8 protein-coding genes are annotated in these 16,120 nt (G+C 74.6%); 6 read left to right on the top strand and 2 right to left on the bottom strand.

The genetic code is table 11. The annotated features are described in order from the left end of the window. The first annotated feature begins 53 nt into the window (after nt 1-53). The 4 genes from ACW62_RS23295 to ACW62_RS23280 all read left to right on the top strand — a co-directional run bounded on the left by ACW62_RS23295 (nt 54) and on the right by ACW62_RS23280 (nt 12,861). Complete coding sequence (locus ACW62_RS23295) at nt 54-9,383, top strand: carboxypeptidase regulatory-like domain-containing protein (RefSeq protein ID WP_157574929.1); 9,330 nt, start codon at nt 54-56, stop codon at nt 9,381-9,383. A 10-nt stretch (nt 9,384-9,393) separates the two neighbouring features. Then, a complete protein-coding gene (locus ACW62_RS23290) occupies nt 9,394-10,860 on the top strand; it encodes an NAD-dependent succinate-semialdehyde dehydrogenase (RefSeq protein ID WP_053206491.1) in 1,467 nt (488 codons plus the stop codon). Between the two features lie 28 nt (nt 10,861-10,888). Then, nucleotides 10,889-11,626 carry an alanyl-tRNA editing protein gene (locus ACW62_RS23285; protein WP_053206490.1) on the top strand — a complete coding sequence of 246 codons (738 nt, stop codon included), beginning with the start codon at nt 10,889-10,891 and terminating at the stop codon, nt 11,624-11,626. A gap of 80 nt (nt 11,627-11,706) precedes the next feature. Then, nucleotides 11,707-12,861: a Fic family protein gene (locus tag ACW62_RS23280; RefSeq protein ID WP_053206489.1), complete on the top strand. Its 1,155-nt coding sequence runs from the start codon at nt 11,707-11,709 to the stop codon at nt 12,859-12,861. 3 nt (nt 12,862-12,864) lie between these two features. On the opposite strand, the gene ACW62_RS23275 is transcribed toward ACW62_RS23280, so the two are convergent. Further along, the gene (locus ACW62_RS23275; protein ID WP_053206488.1) at nt 12,865-13,383 is read right to left on the bottom strand and encodes a DinB family protein; all 519 of its coding nucleotides are present in this window, start codon (nt 13,381-13,383) and stop codon (nt 12,865-12,867) included. 115 nt (nt 13,384-13,498) lie between these two features. On the opposite strand from ACW62_RS23275, the gene ACW62_RS23270 reads away from it, so the two are divergent. Both ACW62_RS23270 and ACW62_RS23265 read left to right on the top strand, forming a co-directional pair. Further along, nucleotides 13,499-13,840 (top strand): ArsR/SmtB family transcription factor, encoded by a 342-nt coding sequence (locus ACW62_RS23270; RefSeq protein WP_053206567.1) that lies wholly within the window; start codon nt 13,499-13,501, stop codon nt 13,838-13,840. Then, nucleotides 13,837-15,507, top strand: a complete 1,671-nt coding sequence (locus ACW62_RS23265; RefSeq protein ID WP_053206487.1) for a SulP family inorganic anion transporter — start codon at nt 13,837-13,839, stop codon at nt 15,505-15,507. The genes ACW62_RS23270 and ACW62_RS23265 overlap by 4 nt, the downstream gene beginning before the upstream one ends. On the opposite strand, the gene ACW62_RS23260 is transcribed toward ACW62_RS23265, so the two are convergent. After that, nucleotides 15,492-16,082 carry an HAD-IA family hydrolase gene (locus ACW62_RS23260; protein ID WP_053206486.1) on the bottom strand — a complete coding sequence of 197 codons (591 nt, stop codon included), beginning with the start codon at nt 16,080-16,082 and terminating at the stop codon, nt 15,492-15,494. The two genes, ACW62_RS23265 and ACW62_RS23260, sit on opposite strands and share 16 nt — an antisense overlap. Nucleotides 16,083-16,120: the final 38 nt, after the last annotated feature.

Here is a 16,120-nt window from a genome sequence, read left to right as displayed (position 1 = left end):
GTCTATACCGTTACGCAGCACTATGTCTGACTTCGTGGTGAAGGGCGGTCACCATGGTTGTGCCGACGTTCGCGCGCACGCTCGCCGTGCTCCTCGCTCCGCTGCTGGCCGCCGGGACGCTGCCACCGACGGCGGCGGCCGGTGCGCTGCCGGGACGAGCCGCCGTCACCAAGGCCGCGGCGGCGACTGAGGAGGTTCCGGCCGACCTGACCGCCGGGCTGCCGATCGACCCGGCCGGCTTCGGCGCCGGCCCGGGCAGCGAGAGCCCGCCGAGCGGGGACGGTGCTACGGGCGTCGAGGACGCCGTCCGCACCGCAGTGGCGGACGAGGGCACCGTCCCGGTGATCGTCCGGCTGCGCGACCAGGCCGACCTCGCCGTCGTCGCGCAGCGGGCGGACGACGCCGCCAGCGCGGCCGCGGCCGAGGCACGCGCGAGCCTTCGGAGCACCGGCGACCCGGCCGAGGCCGAGCGCGCCGTCGCCGAGCGGGCCCGGGCCGCGCGCGCCCAGACCGTCGTCACCGAACTGCAGGACACCGCCGACGCCACGCAGCCGGCCGTCCGCGACCTGCTCGCCGGCCGCGACGCCACCGCCGTCACCCCGTACTGGATCTTCAACGGCATCGCCGCCACCGTCGACGCCGCGACGCTGGCCGCACTGGAGAACCATCCCGACGTCCAGAGCGTCGAGCTGGACGAGGAGATCACGCTCGAGCAGCCGATCGAACCCGCCCCCGGCGAGCCGCTGCTGCCGAGTTGGAGCCTGGAGCAGATCCACGCGCCGGACGTCTGGGGCGAGTACGGCGTGCGCGGCGAGGGCGTCGTCGTCGGCATCATGGACGGCGGCGCCGACGGCGGCCACCCGGCGCTCAGCGCGTCGTGGCGAGGCACGACCGGCGACCCGGCCACCAGCTGGTACGCCCCGACCGGCGAGAACTACCCGACCCCCGGCGACGGCCACGGCCACGGCACGCACGTCACCGGCAGCATCGTCGGCACCGCGCCGGGGGAGCTGACGGGGGTCGCGCCGGGCGCCACCTGGATCGCGGCGAAAATCTTCCGCGACTCCGGCAGCACCACCGAGTCGATCATCCACGACGGCTTCCAGTGGATGCTCGCGCCCGGCGGCGACCCGGCCGCCGCGCCCGACGTCGTGAACAACTCGTGGGGCTCCGACGCCGGTGGCGCGACGACGTTCTGGGACGACGTGGCTGCGTGGGAGGCGGCCGGCATCGTGCCGATCTTCGCCAACGGCAACAACGGCCCGGCGCCGGGCACGGTCGGCTCGCCGGGGAGCTTTCCTCACGCGATCGGCATCGGCGCCACCGACGTCAACGACGTGGTCGCGAGCTTCTCCAGCCGCGGGCCGGCCATCTGGGACGGTGAGCGGTACCGGAAACCGCAGGTCAGCGCGCCCGGTGCGCAGATCCGCTCGACGTGGCCGCGGGACCTCCCGGACGGCGAGGACGGCTACCACACCATCTCGGGCACCTCGATGGCCTCACCGCACGCCACCGGCGTGGTCGCGCTGATGCTGTCGGCGAACCCGGACCTCACCATCGACGACATCAGGGCGCTGCTGGAGGACACCGCGCGCACCGAGCCGCACATGGGCGACCTGCCGAACGACACCTACGGCGCCGGCATCGTCGACGCCTTCGCCGCCGTCACCGGGGCGGCCTACTCGGGCACGATCGCCGGGACGGTCACCGACGGCGACGGCGACCCGCTCGGCGGCGTCACGATCACCGCCGGCGACGACACGACCACGACCGCTGACGACGGCACCTACGCGCTGCCCACCGCGGCCGGCGACCACGACGTGACGGCGGCGGCGTACGGGTACGTGACGGCGACCGCACAGGTCACCGTCGCGATCGGCGAGACCACGACGCTCGACCCGCGGCTGGACACCGCCGCGACCCATGGCGTCGCCGGCACCGTCACCGGACCCGGAGGACCGGTCGCGCACGCCCGCGTCACCCTCGGCGGCACCCCGCTCGACCCCGCGACCACCGGTGCCGACGGCGGCTTCGCGTTCGACGACGTCGCGGCCGGCACGTACGCCGTCCGGGTCACCGCCGCCGGCCACCAGCCGCGGACCCAGGAGCTGACCCTCGACGGCGACGTCCGCCTCGACGTCGCCCTCGACGCGCTGGACCAGCCGAGCGACCCGGGCTGGACGCAGTACCAGAACAACGCCGCCCGCAGCGGCATGAGCGGCGACGCCCTGGCCGCGAGCACCTTGCAGCCGAGCTGGACCGCCGCCGCGGGCAGCGCCGTCACGTTCGCGTCACCGGTGATCGCCGGCGGCCGGGTGTTCCTCGGCTCCGACGCCGGCCGGCTGTCCGCCTACGACGCGGGCACCGGCGAGCGGCTGTGGGCGCACCAGACCGGCGACGCGCTGCGCGGGACGCCCGCGGTGGCCGGCGACCTCGTCGTCACCGGCGGCGGGCTCGACGGCGGACTGGTCGCCCTCGACGCGGCCACCGGCGCGCAGCGGTGGTCGGTCCCGACGCCGGACCGGCTCACCGTCTACACCGCGCCGAGCATCGTCGACGGCGTCGTCTACGCGGCCACCGGCCCGTCGCAGGATCGCGAGGACACCGTGTTCGCGCTGGACGCGGCCACCGGCGAGCAGCTGTGGGCCACCGACGTCGGCACCTCGGTGTTCGCCGGACCCGCGGTCAGCGACGGCCTGGCGATCGTCGGGAACGCCGACGACGGCGAGCTGATCGCGCTCGACGCGGCCACCGGCGCGGTCCGCTGGACGCTGGCCCGCGAGCGCGACTATTTCATCGGCGGCGCGAGCATCGTCGACGGCACCGTGTTCGTCCCGACGACGGACGGCGACGGCGGCGGCAGCCTGCTCGCGGTCGACGCCGCCACGGGCACGCTGCGGTGGGAGGCCGCGACGCACGGCGACGGCCAGGGCAGCACGCCCGCGGTCTACGGCGACCTGGTGATCGCCGGGTCGCACGGCCTCGGGCTGGTCGTGGCGTACGACCGTGAGACCGGCGACCAGGTCTGGCAGTACGCGGTGTCCGGCGCGGTGAGCGCGTCGGTCATGGTCACCGACGACGGGTTCGTGGTCGGCGGCTCGCAGCTGGACCACCGCATCTGGGCGCTCGACGCGTCGACCGGCGAACTGGCGTGGGAGGCCGCGGCCGGCGGCAACGTGACGACGTCGCCCGCCTACGCAGACGGGCTGCTGGTCAGCGCGGACGTCCGTGGCACCGTGTTCGCGTTCCACCCGACCGGCACCATCCGCGGCACCGCCACCGGGCCGGACGGGCCGGTCGCCGCGACGGTGCGGATCGAGGAGACCGGCGCCGAGGCGACGGCCGACCCGGACACCGGCGCGTTCGAGCTCACCGAGCCGCCCGGCACCTACACCGTCACCGTCGCGCACTACGGGCTCAGCACGCACACCGAGACGGTCGAGCTGGCCGCCGGCGCTACCGTCACGATCGACGCCGAGCTGACCGCCGTCGAGACCGGCGCCGTCGCCGGGGTCGTCCGCGACGAGGCGGGCGCCGCGCTGGCCGGCGTCACCGTCATCCTCGCCGGCACCCCGCTCGACCCGGCCACCACCCGCGACGACGGCGGCTACGGGTTTGACGACGTCGCGGCCGGCACGTACACCGTCACCGCCGAGCTGCCCGGCTACGCGCCGCTGCGCCAGCGGATCACCGTCGCCGCCGGCCAGACCGCGACCGCCGACCTCACGCTGACGAAGTACGAGGTGGCCGTCATCGGCGACGACCGCGGGCGCATCCTCGCCGTCCTCGAGGACCTCGGCTTCGCCGCGCAGGCGACCGACTACGCCGACGTCACCGCGCGGCCGGCCGACTTCGAGGTGGTCGTGGCGAACGGCGCGGACGGCACCGAACCGGGCCAGGAGGCGTTCGACGCGTTCCTCGCCGCCACCGACGCGGCCGGCACCAGCGTCGTCTGGCTGGACCAGTGGTCGCTGGGCTGGGGCGCGATCAACCACCTCGTCGACTACACCGGCGACCCGCAGGACGCGCCGGACGAGCTCAGCGGCAGCGGCCGGGTGTCGCTGCTGCCGACCGCGGAGCACCCGCTGACCGCCGGGCTTCCGCTCGGTGAGCGGACGGAGCTGCTGGTCACGGGCTCGGCGTGGTCGGCGTTCAGCGGCTACTCCGGCGTGACGGTCGCGGAGCTGCACACCGACGAGACGGGTGCGGCCGGCGGCGGCATCGGCTACGCGCCGCGCGGCACCGGAAGCGCGCACGTGCTGCTCGGCTCGCTGGCCGCGGCCGCCAGCTGGGGCGTCCCGGACGACGACTGGCTGCCGCCCGCGTTCACCGTCCTCGGCAACGCGGTCCGCTACGCCGCCGCCGCCGAGTTCGGCGCGGTCACCGGCACCGTCACCGACGAGACCGGCGCGCCGCTCGCGGGCGTCACCGCCGCGGCCGGCGGGCAGACGACCACGACCGGCGCCGGCGGCGGCTACCGGCTGCTGCTCGAACCCGGCGACCACACCGTCCGGTTCACCCGGCCCGGCAGCACGCCGGTCGAGCAGGCCGTCACCGTCGTGGCCGGCGGCACGCTCACCGTCGACGCGACGCTGGCCGGCTCCGGCCTCGGCGCGGTCCGCGGCACCGTCACCAGCGGGCGCGACGGCGCACCGGTCGCGGGCGCCCAGGTCGTCGTCACCGGCACCGGCCTGACCGCCAGCACCGACGCGGCCGGGACGTACGCGCTGGCCGACGTGCCCGGCGGAACGTACGAGCTGCGGGTGTCCGCCACCGGGCACTTCTCCGCCACGGCTGCCGTCGAGGTCGTCGCCGGTCAGGAGGCCGTCGCGGACGTCGAGCTGGCGCCGTCGCCGCGGGTCGGCGTCATCGGCGACTACGGCAGCGACGGCATCGTCGCCCTGCTCACCGCCGCGGAGATCGCCGCCGAACCGCTCGCGTTCGCCGACGCCGCTCGCGTCGGCGAGTTCGACGTCGTCGTGTTCAACGACCCGCCGGACCCGGGCGCTGCGACGTTCCTCGGCTTCCTCGACGCGATGGACGCCGCGCAGGTCAGCGGCCTGTTCCCGGACGACCGGTTCAGTTCCGACGGCGGCGTCCGGCTGCTGCGCAAGTACCTCGGCGACCCGGCCGGGACCACACCGATCAGTGACGAGGGCCTGGTCTCGTTCGCGCCGACCCGCCCGGACCACCCGCTGTTCGCCGGCCTGCCCGCGCAGCCGGAGATCCTGCTCGCCGACCGGTTCAGCGCCGCCATCGTCGGCTACTCCGGCACGCCTTTGGCGCACACCGTCACCGAGGCGGGCGGCGACCGCGGCATCGGCGTCGCGTTCACCGCGCGCACCCCCGGCAGCGTGCATCTGCTGGTGTCCGGCCTCGCCGCGACCGTGCTGCAGAACCCGGCCGAGGACTGGACCGACGACGGCCGCGCGTTCTACCTCAACGCGGTCCGCTGGGCCGCCGCGCCCGGCCTGGGCAGCGTCGAGGGCACCGTCCGCGGCGTCGACGGCGTGCCGGTCCCGGCCACGATCGAGGTCGCGCAGACCGGCCGGACGGTCTCCGCCGACGCTGCCGGCGCGTACGTCGTCCCGCTGGAGGCCGGCGACTACACGCTGCGGATCAGCGCGTTCGGCTACAAACCGGCCGAGCACGCCGTCACCGTCGCCCGCAACGGCGTCACCACCCTCGACGTCGAGCTGACCCCGGCCGACACCGGGACGATCCGCGGCCGGATCACCGGCGAGCCGGACATCAGCGGGCCGTCGGCGCTGGGCGACCCGATCGCCGGCGCCACGGTCTCGTTGCTCGGCACGCCGCTGACCACCACGACCGCCGACGACGGCACGTACGCGCTGGGCCTGGTCGAGCCGGGTGACTACGAGCTCGAGGTGGTGGCCGGCGGGCACGTGCGCACGCGCGTGGACGTGACGGTCGCGATCGGTGCCGAGACCGGCGCCGACGCCGAGCTGCGGTCGTCGCCGTCGGTCGGTGTGCTGGACGACTACCAGGGCCGGCTGGCCGCGTACCTGACCTACTGGGGGTACCAGCCAAGGGCTCTGACCTGGGCCGACACCGCCGCCGTCGGCGACCTCGACCTCGTGGTCGGCAACTTCGCGTCGTTCTCCGGGTTCGACCCCGGCGCCGCGGGCTGGGCCGCGTTCGACGACGCGCTGACCCGGGCGAGCGTGCCGGCGATCTGGCTGGACCAGTACGGCCGCGGCGCGTTCCGGTACCTGTCCGGCTACGACGGCGACCCGGGCGTCGAAGGCGAGGGCCGCGACGACGGCGCCGTCACGGCCGCGGCCGCGGTGCCCGGGCACCCGCTGCTGGCCGGGCTGCCGGCGTCGTTCCCGCTGATGGACGCGGACGCGGAGTACTCCTGGTTCGACGACTTCAGCGGCACGACGGTCGCGACCGTCCGCGGCGGCGACGGGTCCGGCGGCGGGCTGGCCGGGGTCCGGCACCGCGGCGCGCGGACGGTCGACGTGCTGCTCGGCACGCTCTCGGTGAGCTCGTACGGCTACCCGGCGTACGGCGACGCGGCCGGGCTGGCGTGGGCGCCCGAGGCGGAGCGGCTGCTGCGCAACGCGCTCGGCTACGCGCTGGACGGCGAGCGGCTCGGCGCCGAGGTGCGCGGCACCCTGACCGACGCCGGTGGCACGGCGCTGACCGGCACCGTCACGGTCGCCGAGACCGGCGAGACGGTTCCCGCGCGGGCGGGTGACGGCAGCTTCGTCGTCCCGCTGGCGCCGGGCACGTGGACGCTGCGCGCCGAGAGCTTCGGGCACGTCACGGCGGAGGCGCCCGTCACCGTGGCCGCCGGCCAGGTGCTGACCCGGCCGATCGCGCTGGCCGCCCGGCCGGCCGGCACCGTCGCGGGCACGGTCGTCGGGCCGGACGGCGCGGCGGTCGGCGGCGCGCGGGTGGCGCTGCCCGGGACGCCGCTGGCCACGACGACCGCCGCCGACGGCACCTTCAGCCTGCCCGGTGTGCCGGCCGACGCGTGGACGCTGCGGGTCACGGCCGCCGGGTTCCAGGCGGCGGAGCGGCCGGTCACGGTGCCGGGCGGGGCGACGGTGACCGTCGAGGTCCGGCTGCGGGCATCGCTGCCGATCGCCGTCGTGAAGGACCTCTCGTCGTCGCTCACCGGGCTGCTGCAGGGCGAGGGGTACGCCGTCGAGCAGGTCAGCGGCGCGCAGCTGGCCGGGCTGGCCGCCCGGGTCGGCGACTTCCGGCTGATCGTGTTCAACGGCACCGTCCTGTCGTCCGAGCGGGCGGCGTTCGGGGCCGTCGCCGACGCCGCGGAGGCGGCCGGGGTGTCGGTGATCTACGCCGGGCAGTGGGGCGGGTACGCCATCGGCGCGCTGTCCGGCCTGCGCGGCGACCCGGCCGCGGTGGAGTACGACTTCGTGCCCGAAGCGGTCGAGGTCGTGCCGTCCGCCGCGCACCCGATCTTCGCCGGATATGCGCCCGGCGAGCCGGTCTCGCTGCTGGTCAACCCCGGCGGCAGCCAGCAGTACCTGACCTGGTCCGGATACAGCGGGACGGCGGTGGGGTCGCTGCGGGCGGCCGACGGCACCGCGCTGGGCGACGCGTTCGGCTACCGGTTCACGTCCGGGACCAGCGTCGAGATCCTGCTCGGCGGCCTCGCGGCCAGCTCCTACGGCCGGCCCGGCGACCGGTGGACCGATGCCGCCGCGGACATCTACCTCAACGCCGTCGCGTGGGCGACCGAGGCGCGGCAGGCCCAGGTCACCGGCGTGGTGACGGCGGACGGCGCGCCCGTCAGCGGCGCGACGGTGACGGCGGCCGAGGCCGCGGTGTCGACGACGACGTCGGCGGACGGCGCGTACGTACTCGGGCTGGCGGCGGGGACGCACACGATCCGGGTCGAGGCGTTCGGGTACGCCCCGGCCACGCAGACCGTCGAGGTCCCGGCGTCGGGGGCGGTCACGCTGGACGTCGCGCTGACGCCGCTGCCGCGGGGGAGCGTCGCCGGCACCGTCACGTCCGCCGGCGGCGACCCGCTGGCCGGCGCCGTCCTCACCGGGACCGGGCCGGACGGCTGGACCGCCACGACCGATGGGGCCGGGGCCTACACGGTCGACGGCCTGCTCGAAGGCAGCTATGCGGTGACGGTGACCGCCGCCGGGCACCTGCCCACCACCGCGTCCGTCACCGTGACCGCCGACGCCACCGCCACCCTGGACGTGACGCTGGAGCCGCTGGACGTCGGCGTGCTCGGCGACGTCGGTGGCGCGGTGACCGGCTTCCTGCGCTCGGAAGGTGTGGCGGCGGCGCCGCTGGACTGGACCGTGGCCGCCGGGAGCCTGGACGGCTACGAGGTGGTCGTGGTGAACGGCGGCGAACCGGACCGCGCGACCTTCGACGGCGTGCTGACCGCGGCCGACGCCGCCGAGACCAGCCTCGTCTTCACCGGCACGTGGGGTGTCGACCAGGGCGGCGTCCGGCTGCTGGAGGCGTACACCGACCGCGTCGTGGTCGGGGCGCAGGGCTACGGCGACGGACCGGTGACGATCACCGGCTTCGACCCGGAGCACGACCTGTTCGCCGGCCTGTCCGACCCGGCGACGCTGATCACCGACGGCGGCTACTACAGCGCGCTGGCGTCGTACGCGGGGCGGCCGCTGGCGTCGCTCGCGTCGCCGGTGGGCGGGATCGCCGCCGGGTACGACTGGCGCACCGCCCGCAGCGTCGAGGTCGTGCTGTCGGCCAGCGCGGTCACCGGCGCCGTCGGTCCCGGTCTCGGCTGGACGGAGGACGGCGGGCGGCTGCTGCTCAACGCCGTCGACTGGGCCCGCGACGTGACACTGACGGCGCCCGGCACGCCGTCGCTCACCGCGCCCGCCGTCACGGTGACCGGGACCGTCGAGGCCGGCGGCAGTGCCGACTGGCCGTCGACCGTGACGGTGCTGGCCGGCGGCGAACCGGTCGCGACGGCGGTGACCGCGGCGGACGGCAGCTGGCACGCGGCCGTGCCCGTCCCAGTCGGGGCGACCGAGCTGACCGCCGTCGCCGCCAACGCCGCGGGCGAGTCGGCCGCGTCGACCCCTGCCGCCGTCGAGCGGTGGGAGCCGGAGTGGGCCGTCACCGGCACCGGCCGGGTCCGCCCGGTCACACTGGCCTTCGACGGTCCGTCCGCGACCGGCGCGCCCGCCGACGCCGCCGTCCTCGTCGTCCGCGACGCGACCGGTGCCGAGGTGGCTCGGCACGACCTGCGCTGGGCTGCCGGTCGGTACCTGCACCTGCTGGCCGGCCTGGCCGGCGGCATATACACGCTGAGCGCCGAACTCGACGTCGACGGCCTGTCCCTCGTCGTCGCCGGGCCGAGCCTGTCGATTCCGGGACCGCCACCGGGGTAGGAATGGAGGCATGAGTGCGGACAGAGAGCGTGCCGTGGTGTCCGGGGTGCCGACCGACCTGCTGATCGGCGGGCAGTGGCGGGCCGCGTCGTCGGGTGAGCGGTTCCCCGTCGAGGACCCGTCCACCGGCGAGGTCGTCACCACCGTCGCCGACGCCACCGTCGACGACGGCCTGGCGGCGCTGGCCGCGGCCGCCGAGGCGCAGGCGTCGTGGGCCGCCACCCCGCCCCGCGAGCGCGGCGAGCTGCTGCGCCGCGCGTTCGAGGCCGTCACCGCGCAGTCCGACGACCTCGCGCTGCTCATGACGCTGGAGATGGGCAAGGCGGTCAAGGAGTCGAAGGCCGAGATCGCCTACGCCGCGGAGTTCCTGCGCTGGTTCTCCGAGGAGGCCGTGCGGGTCAGCGGCGGCTACTCCGTCGCGCCCGCGGGCGGCAGCCGGTTGCTCACCCTGAAGCAGCCGGTCGGGCCGTCGTTCTTCATCACGCCGTGGAACTTCCCGATGGCCATGGGCACCCGCAAGATCGCCCCGGCCATCGCGGCCGGCTGCACCATGGTGGTCAAGCCGGCGCACGAGACGCCGCTGTCGATGCTGGCGCTGGCCCGCATCCTGCGCGACGCCGGCCTGCCCGACGGCGTCCTCAACGTCATCCCGACCTCGTCCAGCGGCAAGGTCTCGGAGCCGATCATCCGCGACCCGCGGCTGCGCAAGCTGTCCTTCACCGGTTCCACGGCGGTCGGGCGCACGCTGATCGAGCAGTCCGCGCAGCAGGTGCTCCGGGTCTCGATGGAGCTCGGCGGCAACGCGCCGTTCCTCGTCTTCGCCGACGCCGACCTCGACGCCGCCGTCGACGGCGCCATGCTGGCCAAGATGCGCAACGTCGGCGAGGCGTGCACGTCGGCGAACCGCTTCCACGTCCACGAGTCCGTCGCCGCCGCGTTCACCGACCGGCTGGCCGAGCGGATGAGCGCCCTGCGCGTCGGCCGCGGCACCGACGACGGCGTCGACGTCGGCCCGCTGGTCAGCGAGAAGCAGCGCGGAACCGTCGAGGAGCTGCTCGCCGACGCCGTCGACCGTGGCGCGAAGGTCGTCACCGGCGGTGGCCGGACCGGCGACGCCGGCTACTTCTTCCAGCCCACCGTGCTGGCCGAGGTCCCCGACGACGCCCGGCTGCTGACTGAGGAGATCTTCGGCCCGGTCGCGCCCATCACCACCTTCTCGACCGACGACGAGGCGGTGGCCCGCGCCAACGCGACGGAGTACGGACTGGTCGCGTACGTGTTCACCCGCGACCTGCAGCGGGCCCTGCGGGTCAGCGAAGCACTCGAAGCCGGCATGGTCGGCCTCAACGCCGGCATCGTCTCCAACCCGGCCGCCCCCTTCGGCGGCGTCAAGGCCAGCGGGTTCGGCCGCGAGGGCGGCGCCGAGGGGATCGAGGAGTACCTCGAGACCAAGTACGTGGCGATCAGCCTTCCCTGACGTGCCGGGCGCGAGTACGTTCGCGTAGGTGCGACACGACCACCACGGACGGACCCACCGGCTGGAACTGGACGACCAGACGCTGCGGGAGTGGGACTGCACGGTTCTCGCCAGCGACCCGGAGGAGGGCCTGGTCCTCGACCGGTCCGCGTTCTACCCGGGCGGCGGTGGCCAGCCGCCGGACCACGGGGTGCTGCTCTGGGGCGGCGTCACCACCCGCATCGCCGGCGTCCGCCCGCGCGACGACCTGTGGCTGGTGCCCGAGCCGGGCGACCCGCTGCCGCCGGTCGGCACTCAGGTGCGCGGCGCCGTCGACGACGACCGGCGCAGCCTGCTCATGCGGACGCACTCCGGGCTGCACGTGCTCTGCGGCGTCATGGCCCGCGACTTCGGCGTGCCGGTGACCGGCGGCAACATGGAGCCCGGCCAGGCCCGCCTCGACTTCGACCTCGCCGTGGTGCCGGCCGGGTTCAAGGACGCCCTGACGGAGAAGCTCAACGCCGAGGTGGCCGCCGACCGCGTCATCGACGTCCGGGTGCTGCCGCGCGACGAGGCCTACGCGCTCGGCCCCATCGTCAAGACGGCGACCGACCTGCTGCCGCCGGACCTCCAGGACATCCGCCTGGTCGACATCCGCGGCCTCGACCTCCAGGCCGACGGCGGCACCCACGTCGCGTCGACGCGTCAGATCGGCCGGGTCGAGGTGGCCAAGGTCGAGAACAAGGGCCGCGGCTTCCGCCGCATCCGCCTCAAGCTGGTCGACTGAGCGCTCCAGCAGAAAAACGGCTATGATACTGAAACTGCGGAAAGGTATCACTGGATCGGCTGAGTGATAAGAAGGTATCGATGCGGCTCGACGGCTTCAGCGTGTGGCAGCGCGCCCATGTCGTGCGGACGCAGAGTGGCTACAACGCGTTCGTGCCACCGCCGTTGCCGCCGGTCGTGGAGCTGTCGCCGGCCTTGGTGCGCCGACTCTCCTCAGCCGATCGCGCTCTCGGCGAACTCGCCGGGATGGCGCGGACCGTCGCTCATCCGGCTCTGCTGTCGCAGCCGATGATGCGGCGCGAGGCGGTTCTGTCCAGCCGCATCGAGGGGACCCGTTCGTCGCTGTCGGATCTCGTGCTGTTCGAGGTCGAGCACCCGTCGGGTCCCGCTTCCGACGACGCCCGCGAGGTCTACAACTACCTGGCCGCGCTGGACCACCTCGTTGCGCCTGATCGCCGGTATCCGGTGAGTCTGCCGCTGCTCAAGGAGGCGCACGCGGTCCTGTTCGACGGTGTGCGCGGCGCGGGAGGCGCCACGCCAGGCGAGTTCCGGCGGTCGCAGAACTGGATCGGGGCGCCGGGCTCCCTGCTCGCCGATGCGGCGTACGTACCGCCGCCGGAGGCGGACATGTGGTCGTGCCTGGACGCGTTCGAAAAGTATCTGCACGCCGAGCACGAGCTTCCGCCGCTGCTGACCTTGGCGGCCGTGCACTACCAGTTCGAAGCGATCCACCCGTTCCTCGACGGCAACGGCCGCATCGGACGGCTCCTCGTGATCCTGCTGCTGATGGAGTGGGGCCTGTTGCCGGCTCCGCTGCTGGACCTCTCCGCGTATATCGAGCCGCGGCGGGACCGCTATTACGACTGCCTGCTGCGGGTATCGACCCGAGGCGACTGGCCGGGGTGGTTCGCCTTCTTCCTCGAGATCGTCGAAGAACAGGCGCGCGACGCCGTCCGGAGGGCCGCTCGGCTGCAGGCACTGCGCGACGACTACCGCGCCCGGGTCGCCACCGCACGGTCCTCGGGGTTGCTCGGGCTGCTGGTCGACGAGGTGTTCCGGGTACCCGGCCTGACCATTGGCCGAGCACGGGACGTGCTGGGCGTGACCCACCGTGCTGCCGGGCTGAACATCGACAAGCTGGTGCGGGCGGGGATCCTCACGGAAATCCCCGGTCGTGCGCGGCCGCGGCTGTTCATCGCAACGGGCATCCTCGGCGTGCTCGATGGCTCTGACTGACGGTCACTGGCCGACGGTGCCGTCGATGGCCTCGCGGAGGAGGTCGAGGTGGCCGCAGTGCCGCCCAGTCTCCTCGATCAGGTGGATGAGCGCGTAGCGCAGGTCGAACTCCATGCCCTCGCCGCGGGCGACGTCGTCGAGAGCATGGGCGGCGACGACCTCGTTGGAGAGGGCGCACTCGGCGAGGTAGGAGCGGACGACCGAGGCGAGGGTCTCGTCGGGGGTGAGCTCGAAGCCGCCGATGTCGTGCTCGCCCCACGGATCGGGCACGTCCGGCAGCGCGGCGAAGTCGAGCGCGAACCACCACCGCTCGACGCACATGAGGTGACGGACGATGCCGGCCGGCGTGAGCGTGCTGGGCGGGCTGGGCGCCGTGGTGGCCTGCGCCAGGCTGAGGCCGGCCACCTTGTTGACCACCGTCTCGCGCAGGAAGTCGAGGCGCAGGACCAGCGCCTCGCGCTCACCAGCGCGCAGCGGCGGCACGACGCGCTCGAGCGGCACCACCGAATCGGCATCGGTCATCGGCCTCACCTCGTGGGACGACCGTAGCGGACGTCGGGGACAGAACACCGGTGAAGCGCCGGGCCGGCCAGATCACGATTTGAAGAATTCTTCAATTGCGCAGATGATGTACCTCATGCCGGTCCCGCTGCACCACGCCAAGGCGGAGTTCTTCCGCATGCTCGGCCACCCGGTCCGCATCCGGGTGCTCGAGCTGCTCCAGGACGGGCCCGTGCCAGTGCGCGAGCTGCTCGAGCAGCTCGACGTCGAGCCGTCGAACCTCTCACAGCAGCTGGCCGTGCTCCGCCGCTCGGGCATCGTCACGTCCACCCGCGAGGGCTCCACCGTCGTGTACGCGATGGCCGGGCCGGACGTCGCCGACCTGCTGCGTGCGGCCCGCCGCATCCTCACCGAGCTGCTGGCCGGGCAGCGCGAGCTCCTGCAGGAGCTGGAAGAGGAAGCCGCCACCGCCCGATGAGCCGGGCGTGGTCCCGGCTGCGGTCGGTCCTGCCCACCCGCGCGGACCTCGCCAGCATGCGCCGTCAGCCCCGGCGCGACCTACTGGCCGGCGCCACCGTCGCGATCGTGGCGCTGCCGCTGGCGCTCGGGTTCGGCATCTCGTCCGGGCTGGGCGCGGCCGCCGGCATCGCGACGGCGGTGGTCGCGGGTGCGGTCGCGGCGTTGTGCGGTGGCTCGAACCTGCAGGTCTCCGGGCCGACCGGCGCGATGACGGTGGTGCTGGTGCCGATCGTGCACCAGCACGGCGCCGACGGCGTGCTGATGGTTGGCCTGCTGGCCGGGCTGTTGCTCATGGCGCTGGCGATCGCGCGCGCCGGACGGTACATGGCCTACGTGCCGGCGCCGGTGGTCGAGGGCTTCACCATCGGCATCGCGGCGGTCATCGCGCTGCAGCAGGTGCCGGCCGCGCTCGGGGTGCCGGTGCCGGACGGCGACCGCGTCGTCCTGGTGGCCGTCGAGGCCGTGCGCGACTTCGCCGCCTCGCCTGACTGGGTCGCGGCGGGACTGGCGACCGGCGTCGCGGCGCTCATGCTGGCCGGCGCGCGCTGGCGCCCGTCCGTCCCGTTCTCGCTGCTCGCCGTCGTTGCCGCCACCACGGTGGCCGAGCTGGCCTCGTTCGACGTCGCCCGGATCGGGGCGCTGCCGGCCGGGCTGCCGGCGCCGTCGCTGGGCTTCGCCGACCCGGCGATGCTGCCCGGCCTGCTCGCCCCGGCCGTCGCGGTGGCGGCGCTGGCCGCGCTGGAGTCGCTGCTGTCGGCCACCGTCGCCGACGGCATGAGCGTCGGCCAGCGGCACGACCCGGACAAGGAGCTGTTCGGCCAGGGCCTGGCCAACGTCGCGGCGCCGCTGTTCGGCGGCGTCCCGGCGACGGCCGCCATCGCCCGGACGGCGGTGAACGTGCGCTCCGGCGCGGCGTCGCGGCTGGCGGCTCTCTCGCACGCGGTGCTGCTCGCGGTCGTCGTCTTCGTGGCCGCGTCGGTGGTCGGACGGATCCCGCTGGCCGCGCTCGCCGGAGTGCTGCTCGCGACGGCGGTGCGCATGGTCGAGGTCGGCTCGGTGCGGGCGATGCTGCACGCGACCCGCGCCGACGCCGTCGTGCTGGTGCTGACCGCGGCCGCCACGCTGGCGCTGGATCTCGTGCAGGCGGTCATCCTCGGCCTGGTCGTGGCCGGCGCGCTCGCGCTGCGCGCCGTCGCCCGCAACGTCCGCCTCGACGAGGTCCCGCTGCACGACGACATCCCCGCCGACCACGGCGACGAGGAGCGGGCGCTGCTGACCTCGCACGTCGTCGCGTACCGCCTGGACGGGCCGTTGTTCTTCGCCGCGGCGCACCGGTTCCTGCTGGAGCTGTCCGAGGTCGCCGACGTGCGGGTGGTGATCCTGCGGATGTCGCGGGTGACGACGATCGACGCGACCGGCGCGCTGGTGCTCAAGGACGCGATCGAGCGGCTGGAGCACCGGCACACCGTCGTCCTGGTGTCCGGCCTGCGCGGCGGCCACGCCCGGCCGTTGGACCGGCTGGGCGTCATCACCCGGCTACGCGACCAGGGCCGGGTGTTCGCGACGACGCCCGAGGCGATCGGGTACGCGCACGGACTGCTGGCGGCGGGTCAGAGCAGCCGGTAGGTCTTGCAGGCGTCGGTGAGGTCGCTCGCCGACGTGAACAGGTGCGCCCGCATGCCCACCGCCGCCGCGCCGCGGACGTTCGGCGCGGCGTCGTCGAGGAACAGCACGGACGACCGGTCGACGCCCAGGACCCGCAGCACGTGCATGAACACCCGCAGGTCCGGCTTGGCCACGCCGATCTCGGCGGAGTTGAACACGTGGTCGAAGTCGTCGGCGATGCGCAGTTCGGCCAACTCGGCGCCGACGCGGTCGGTGCCGTTGGTGAGCAGACCGACCCGCAGGCCCGCCACCCGCAGTTTGCGCACGATGCCGAGCACCTGACGGTCGACGGACGGGCGCTGCGTCGACCAGGCGGTGGCGGCGACCGGGCCGATGGTGGCGGCGACGCGGTCGACCCACTGCGCGCGGGTGATGCCGCCGGTGACGACCGACTGCAGCAGTCGCGGCTCGAACGCCGTCTCGTACAGCTTGCCCGGCGGCAGACCGGATCTCTTCTCGATCGCCTCCGTCGCCGCCGGATCGTAGTGGCGCACCACGCCGTCGAGGTCGAGCAGGAGGACGTCGATCAGACCCATGAGGACGAATCGTGCCAGGAACGATCATCCGGCGACAG

Source organism: Jiangella muralis, assembly GCF_001270745.1.
Lineage (GTDB): Bacteria > Actinomycetota > Actinomycetes > Jiangellales > Jiangellaceae > Jiangella > Jiangella muralis.
The sequence above is the reverse complement of the archived record's forward strand: the minus strand, read 5'-3'. Positions and strand labels throughout refer to the sequence as shown.

Excerpts from the sequence above, each read along its gene's own strand:
- ACW62_RS23270 (WP_053206567.1), top strand. The coding sequence starts at position 13,499 with ATGCCGGTCCCGCTGCACCACGCCAAGGCGGAGTTCTTCCGCATGCTC.
- ACW62_RS23280 (WP_053206489.1), top strand. The coding sequence starts at position 11,707 with ATGCGGCTCGACGGCTTCAGCGTGTGGCAGCGCGCCCATGTCGTGCGG.
- ACW62_RS23275 (WP_053206488.1), bottom strand. The coding sequence starts at position 13,383 with ATGACCGATGCCGATTCGGTGGTGCCGCTCGAGCGCGTCGTGCCGCCG.
- ACW62_RS23295 (WP_157574929.1), top strand. The coding sequence starts at position 54 with ATGGTTGTGCCGACGTTCGCGCGCACGCTCGCCGTGCTCCTCGCTCCG.
- ACW62_RS23290 (WP_053206491.1), top strand. The coding sequence starts at position 9,394 with ATGAGTGCGGACAGAGAGCGTGCCGTGGTGTCCGGGGTGCCGACCGAC.
- ACW62_RS23265 (WP_053206487.1), top strand. The coding sequence starts at position 13,837 with ATGAGCCGGGCGTGGTCCCGGCTGCGGTCGGTCCTGCCCACCCGCGCG.
- ACW62_RS23260 (WP_053206486.1), bottom strand. The coding sequence starts at position 16,082 with ATGGGTCTGATCGACGTCCTCCTGCTCGACCTCGACGGCGTGGTGCGC.